The following is a 6,716-nucleotide window of genomic DNA, read 5'->3' as shown; positions in this document are numbered from 1 at the left end:
AATGGAATCGACCCTAATTTTATCTTGCAATAAAAAGGTTTATCGGACAGCAATAATTATTTTATCTTCAATCCGGGGATCAGGGGTGTGCTATCTACCAGCTCTAACTCTTTCACCATCTGTAATGTTTCTTGTTTGTATTTCTGGAAATGGGGCGTTTGGATATGGCTTTTATAAGCGTCTTGATCTGCGTAAATCTCTAGGATGGTTATTTTATTCGGATACTCTTTCTCCGATACGGCATACAGCGTAAGGACACCCGGCTCTAGGCGCATGGAGGCCTCGATCTCTTCTTTCAGGAAGGCGTTATAACGCTCCAACTGGGCGGGATCGACCGTGATCTTGGATAGGCGGACTAAGTTCTTCTCTGGGGCGGGCTGAGAAATATCTTGTGCGAAGGCTGGTATGAAGCCTAGCAGGAAGAGTGCGATTACTTTTGTTTTCATGAGGATATCGTTATTGTTTGACATCACAAAGGTATTCGGATTTATCTCAAGTATATGTATATATATTACGGATCTTTGTATCAAAATTACCGTTCGTAAACGGAGCTGATCCGGATGACAGCCGGGGCCATGCGCAAACGAATAAAGCGCCTGCGATTCCCTTGCGGGAGACACAGACGCTTTCGTTCAAATAAATATTCTTATAAAGTACGATCCGGATATAAGGCTTTCCACCATTCCGGCTCGTCTTTCAGCCATTTGGCGAACCATGCGTAGATGGTATTTTGCCAACCTATACGCTTCTGATAGCCTACGATACCATGATTCTCGCCATCCACTTGTACGAATTCCACGGTTTTCCCTAGGATCTTCAAGGCGGCGAACATCTGGATACTTTCCCCGATGGGTACGTTCGTATCGGCGTTGCCGTGAAGCAACAGGAGCGGGGTCTTGATCTTATCGGCGTTGAACAACGGGCTTTGCTTGGTAAAGAACTCCGGGGCGTTCCAAGGATAAGTGCCGGCGTTCGCTACGGAGCAATAGCCATATCCCCAATAACCTTCTCCCCAATAGCTACTCAACGCGCTGATACCGGCATGGCTGATAGCGGCGGCGAAAATGTCCGTACGGGTTTGTAGGTATTGTGTCATGAATCCGCCGTAGCTGGCACCGATGCAACCGATCTTCTTCTCGTTCACGAAAGAATGCTCCTTGCAGAACAGCTTGGTACCTTGGATGATCTCATCGGCGGTCTTTATGCCCCATGCGTTTACGTGGCGGGCGGCGAATTCCTGTCCGAAACCTGTCGTTCCGCTAGGGTTCAAGGTGTAGACCACGTATCCGAGAGCGGCGTACATATGCATGGAATAACGCATCTCCAGCGCACGGTTCGTCGGGGAAGTACCACCATAGTAATAAACGATCATCGGATATTTCTTATTCGGATCGAAATGAGGCGGCAGGTAATAACGGCCTTGGATAGTTGTCCCGTCATCCGACTTGAAGTTCCAGTCGTGTGCTTCGCCCAAGGCGATATCTTTTAATTTATCTTGCGAGAGATCATACACCAAGCGGTTCTTTCCACCTTTCAGGTCGTAAGCGTAAAGGCGATTAGCATTGGATGCGCTCTGTCCGTAATAGAAGAGAACCGGGGCATTGTCGGCCAATGCGTAGGACATAATGATATCCTCTGAGGCCGCTACTTGCTTGATCTTCCCGTTTGCTGGGTCGCACGTATAGATCCGTTGATAATCCTCATCCTCACAGAGGATATAGATTTGCCCGTTGAAGCGATTCCATACGGCATCGATCACGTTCGGATTGAAGTCCTTGGTGAGAGGGGAGGCTTTACGGCTTGCCAGATCGTATAGGAATAACTGTCCGTCGTACGAGTTGGAGATTTGTCCTTGCTTGATATTACGTCCGATTCCGTCGAAAGCGTCGCCTGCCCCGGCTACCAATAACTGTTTACCGTTGGGCGAGAAGGCGGCTTGGTTTACATACGGGGCTTTTTCCCAGATCGTATCGATCGCCATGGTCTGTAAATCCAATTTATAAAGGGAATTGCGGGAGTGTGGCAAGGAGGTGTACACCCGGTCGCTGGTGCTGAACAATAGATAGCGGCTATCAGCGCTGATATCATTGATATAAGTGTCCGTATGCCCGAAAGTAAGTTGCTCGTACAAACCTGTTTTTAAGTCATAACGCCAGATGAAGGAGCGATTGCGGAAACCCGGGATACGGTCTGCCGGCTCTAATACACGGATCAAGTCCGTCCCTTCCTTTGGACCTTCCTCTTCTACGGTATAGAGAAGCGTGGCCTCATCAGGGGTGAATACGAACCGCCCTTTCGGAAGATTCGGGACTAATACCGTTTGTTGGTAGGTCGCCAGATCTACGGTTACCAACTCCGTACCGTCCAGACCGGTGCGGGTGTAATACAATCGGTTGCTTTTAGGCATCCATTTGGCGGTTGTCAAGAAACTTCCGTCTTGCAACAAGACCCGTCCCGTAGCGGCATCCATCAATTGCCCGTATGATTCGCTCTTGCCTTCCGGGAACCGGTTGACATATTTTACCAAGGCATACTTCCCGTTCGGGGAGAGACTTACGCCTTGGAAATCTTTACCTTCTATGATATTCAGAAGGGTGTAGCGTTTCTCCGGGTTCAAGGAAGCTACGACTTTCGCTTCCGCCTCGCTTTTGAAGGTAGCCTTTAGGCTGGGAGGACAAGTGTCTGTTTCCGCTGCCAGGTATTTGACGACTACTTGATAGCGACGGGGTTCCATCACCAACTCGGAAGAGGCTCCTACCGGTTTATCATTGACGAATACCTCGAACGCTCCGGGGCCGGATATATCGAGCGTACCTTTTACGTACCGGTCGCTGTTCAAGAAGAAAGAGAATAGATGCAAGGCATATCCCTTTTGCGGGGCGGCGAAGGTGATCGCGCCTGCCGTGTCAGCGTCGAGTACCGTGGCGTTCGCAAGCGTTTGCTCGAACGGTAAGGTCGCTTTTAATAGGTTCTTCGCCTCGAAAGGCTTGCCATTTACGTTGAGGCTGTCCGCTAGGATCGGCTTGTTGACCGTAAACGGGCCTGCGTGCTGGAATTGCGTTACTTTCACGTCTTCCATGGCGTAAAGCGAAAGGGCGGAAAGAAGCAATGCCGGAATTAAGTTAGTTTTTCTGTTCATATATAATTAGTTTAGGATAAACGTTTTCCACAAACGATGTAAAGCTGTTCGGTATCTTCTATGACGAGCGGAAGAAGATAAGGCTCCATCAATGCCGCCACCTCTCGGGCCGGGGGCAAGGGCAGCGATAATTGATCGGCGTGCCGATGGTGGTGCGTATTGATCTTTTCCTTGCTCTCGCTGTGGCAGATAACCAGCTTGCCGCCGGGCACGAGCAAACCGCTCATATGCTCGATCAACCGTTCCGGCCGCATGAAATGCGGGTAAGCGCTATACAGGATAATATAGTCGAATCCTTTCCCCTCGTAATTCATAGCGTCCTCTTGGAGGAACTCGATGAGCGGATGATCCGGATATTTCATGCGTGCTTTCTCGATCATTTGGCCCGCTATATCGATAGCTACGATTTGGCGGGGTTCGTACGGCAGCAGGTAACTTTCCAATATCCCCGTGCCGCAACCGACATCGAGGATGCGGGCGTTCTGCCGCAGGTTGGTACGATCCAATATCGTCCGGATCTTTCCCGGATCATGTACGCAGACAGCGTCCCAGCGTTCTGCCATCGTATCAAAAAAGGTCTCTATTTGATTCATGATAATTGTCCTTCCCATAGAAAACAATCGCTGAACAGGGATTGTTCCTTGAAATGGGTTGGTTTTTCGAACAAACCGAACACGGACGATCCGGAGCCGGACATGGTGGCATATAAGGCGCCTCCCTCGTATAAGGTATCCTTGATCCGCTCGATCACGGGATGTTTCGGGAATACGCTTCGCTCGAAATCGTTCACCATCCGCTCTTTCCATTCGGATACCGGTAGCCGGATGATCTCTTTCAAGGAGGTCTCGGGCGCGGCGGGTGATACCATCGAATAGGCTTCGGGGGTGGAGACGGCTACATCCGGTTTTACCAAGCATAGATAATAATCCTTCAAGAACAAGTCCACGGGCTCGAATTGGTTTCCCGTGCCGGTCGCGAATACCGGCGTGTTACGGATAAAGAACGGGCAATCGGCTCCGATGGTGGACGCTATCGCCTCCAACTCATCCGGGTGAATATCCAAACCGCAGAAATCATTGACCAGCTTCAACATAAAAGCGGCATCGGCGGAACCTCCTCCAAGCCCGGCGCCAAAAGGTATCGCTTTCAACAAATGGATCTCTAGCGGGGGAATCTCGTATCTCGTCTTTAGGGCGTTCAGCGCTTTTATGACGAGGTTCTTCTCTTGGGGAGCGTCTACCGGGATTCCGGTTTGCGTGAAACTGGGCTGATCCGAGGCGACGATCTCGAGGGCATCCTTCACGGGGATCGGATAGAAGATGGTCTCTATATTATGATAACCGTCCGGACGTTTGCTTACCACGTTCAGACCTAGGTTTATCTTGGCATTCGGGAAACAGATCATAGTATTTAATGTTTGTTTTATATGATACGCGAAGATAAGAAGATATCCTTATAAATGCTCGTCTATCGGATAAACAATCATCCGTTTCCGGCTTGATATTATCCTATTTGTGATTGGGATAACAATAAATCGGATTTTTGTTTATATATTAGTGGATGAGATAACGATGAGTTGGATTTTCGTTATCCTGATAATTATTAAGATAACGAAAACAAGGAGAAACATATCGTGAAAGATCGTTGGTATGGGAGGCGGCAGGGGCGGACACCGAGGAAGAAGTGGTGGAGTACATCCCCGTGGAGCGAGAGATGTCGCCATCCGGCGTTGAGGTGATGGACGCTTACTTGCGCCGGCTCACGGCGGGAAACAGTAATCTAGGCAGGTTCTGCGAATGCTACGGCGCACGCACGGGCGATATGGACTCGCTTTGCTTCCTGCTCACCGGGATGCCGGGAGCGGAATTCCGCTTAAGGTATATGGTGCGCTTGGCTGATGACCTGTTGCGCTACACCTCCATGACACTCGATGAGGTGGCCCGTCGTTCCGGCCACGGCAAGCGCGTCAACCTTTTCTTCGCCTACAAGCGCGACTTTGGGATCAGCCCCCTCGAGCGACGCTACCAGTTACGCGCTTCCCCGGCAGATGTGGGTCGCTTCCGGTTGGAATGATACGTGCCCGGTCTATCATGGGGCTGTAAATACAAAAGGTGCGGAAATATCGCTTACCGCACCTTTCATCGCTTAGCATCGAGCTTTATTAAGGCTCCGCGATCATCTCTTTAGCGATTATCTCGGCCTCGGCTTTATCGGCGTCCTTTTGGATGTTCGGCAATTCAAGGCCGTAGCCTTTGATCCGGTCCTCACGTTTCAACATCAAGGCGATGAAGAGGGCGAGTACACCGAAGCAGGTGAAGACTGCCATCGGTATCGTATAGTCGTAAGCCGGTTTGCCCGTACCATTGTCTATTTTACAATACGTATCCAATATCCAGCCGATTAATAAGGGAACCATACTCAGACCGATATTCTGTACCCAGAAAATCAAGGCATAAGCCGTACCTAATTGCTTCTCTGGGATAATTTTCGGAACAGACGGCCACATCGCCGATGGAACCAAGGAGAAAGCGATACCCAATACGATCATCACGATCGTGGCGAACCACCATTGATTCAAGATCGGAAGCGTGAATAATAAATGTACGCCGATCAACATCAAGGCTCCAAAGATCATGATCGTCGCTCCTTTTCCCTTGCGGTCGTATAAGTTGCCGAAGAACGGAGTCAGAAGAATCGTACCGAAAGGTAAGATAGCCGGGATATTTCCCGCCAGCTCCGGATCTACGTTATATTTATTGACCATCAAGTCCGTGGCGTATTTCAAGAAAGGGAATACGGCCGAATAGAATAATACGCAAAGCAGAGCGATCAACCAAAAACCCTTATTGGTAACGATCAATAAGATATCTTTCAAACGGAAAGGCTCTTCCTCCTCGGCTTGCTCGATAGCGTCCATCGAAGCGTCCAGCTTGCGATCCATCACGCAAAATACGAGGAAGGCGATCAAACCGATACACAACATACAAAGACAAAGCAAGATAGGAGCGGAGATACTACCGAAGTACTTGGCGGCGGGAACCGTGATAGATAAAGCCAAGGCCGTACCCAAACGAGCTGTAGCCATCTCCAAGCCCATAGCCAACGCCATCTCTTTTCCCTTGAACCACCGTACGATAATCTTAGATACCGTGATACCGACGGTCTCTGCGCCGACACCGAAGATCGCATATCCGAGGGCGGCCACCATCACTTGTGCTTTCCATCCGAAAAGCTCTCCTTCCATCGTAAATGCGTCCGAGATGGCGTAATATTTAATGGAACAACCGATAATCATCAAGATACAGGAAGCGACACCCGTGAAACGGACACCCATTTTATCCAGAACGATACCACCAATAATCAACATGAAAAGAAATACGTTGAACCAACCGTAAGCGCTGGTGAACCAACCATATTCCGTACTCGTCCAACTTAACTGTTCTTCCAACATCGGTTTAAGCGGAGCCATTACATCCGTAAGGAAGTATCCGCAAAGCATCGTGAATGCCGCCAAAGCGAGTACACTCCAGCGTGCGACTTTCGAGTCACTTAGTTTCTGATGAATTTTTTCTATCAT

Annotated in this window: 6 protein-coding genes; 1 reads left to right on the top strand and 5 read right to left on the bottom strand. The window is 49.5% G+C overall.

The features are described 5' to 3' along the window. Positions 1-56: 56 nt before the first annotated feature. The 4 genes from E5342_RS10305 to ispE all read right to left on the bottom strand — a co-directional run bounded on the left by E5342_RS10305 (position 57) and on the right by ispE (position 4,544). Positions 57-446, bottom strand: coding sequence for a putative quinol monooxygenase (locus tag E5342_RS10305; protein WP_135959330.1), 390 nt, complete (start codon positions 444-446; stop codon positions 57-59). 200 nt (positions 447-646) lie between these two features. Continuing rightward, on the bottom strand, positions 647-3,139 hold the full coding sequence (locus E5342_RS10300; protein WP_135959329.1) for a S9 family peptidase: 2,493 nt from the start codon (positions 3,137-3,139) through the stop codon (positions 647-649). Between the two features lie 11 nt (positions 3,140-3,150). Beyond that, entirely contained in the window at positions 3,151-3,732 is a 582-nt protein-coding gene (locus E5342_RS10295; RefSeq protein WP_121736011.1) for a class I SAM-dependent methyltransferase, read from the bottom strand. Next, complete coding sequence (ispE, locus tag E5342_RS10290) at positions 3,729-4,544, bottom strand: 4-(cytidine 5'-diphospho)-2-C-methyl-D-erythritol kinase (RefSeq protein ID WP_135959328.1); 816 nt, start codon at positions 4,542-4,544, stop codon at positions 3,729-3,731. The genes E5342_RS10295 and ispE overlap by 4 nt, the downstream gene beginning before the upstream one ends. Before the next feature lie 239 nt (positions 4,545-4,783). On the opposite strand from ispE, the gene E5342_RS10285 reads away from it, so the two are divergent. Further along, on the top strand, positions 4,784-5,212 hold the full coding sequence (locus tag E5342_RS10285; protein WP_135959327.1) for a hypothetical protein: 429 nt from the start codon (positions 4,784-4,786) through the stop codon (positions 5,210-5,212). A gap of 88 nt (positions 5,213-5,300) precedes the next feature. Here the strand turns inward: E5342_RS10285 and E5342_RS10280 are convergent, their stop codons facing one another. Then, positions 5,301-6,716, bottom strand: a complete 1,416-nt coding sequence (locus E5342_RS10280) for an MFS transporter (protein WP_135959326.1) — start codon at positions 6,714-6,716, stop codon at positions 5,301-5,303.

Origin of the sequence: Parabacteroides distasonis, assembly GCF_004793765.1 — a bacterium.
In the GTDB taxonomy this organism is placed as follows: domain Bacteria; phylum Bacteroidota; class Bacteroidia; order Bacteroidales; family Tannerellaceae; genus Parabacteroides; species Parabacteroides distasonis_A.
This window is presented reverse-complemented; position numbering and strand designations above follow the sequence as displayed.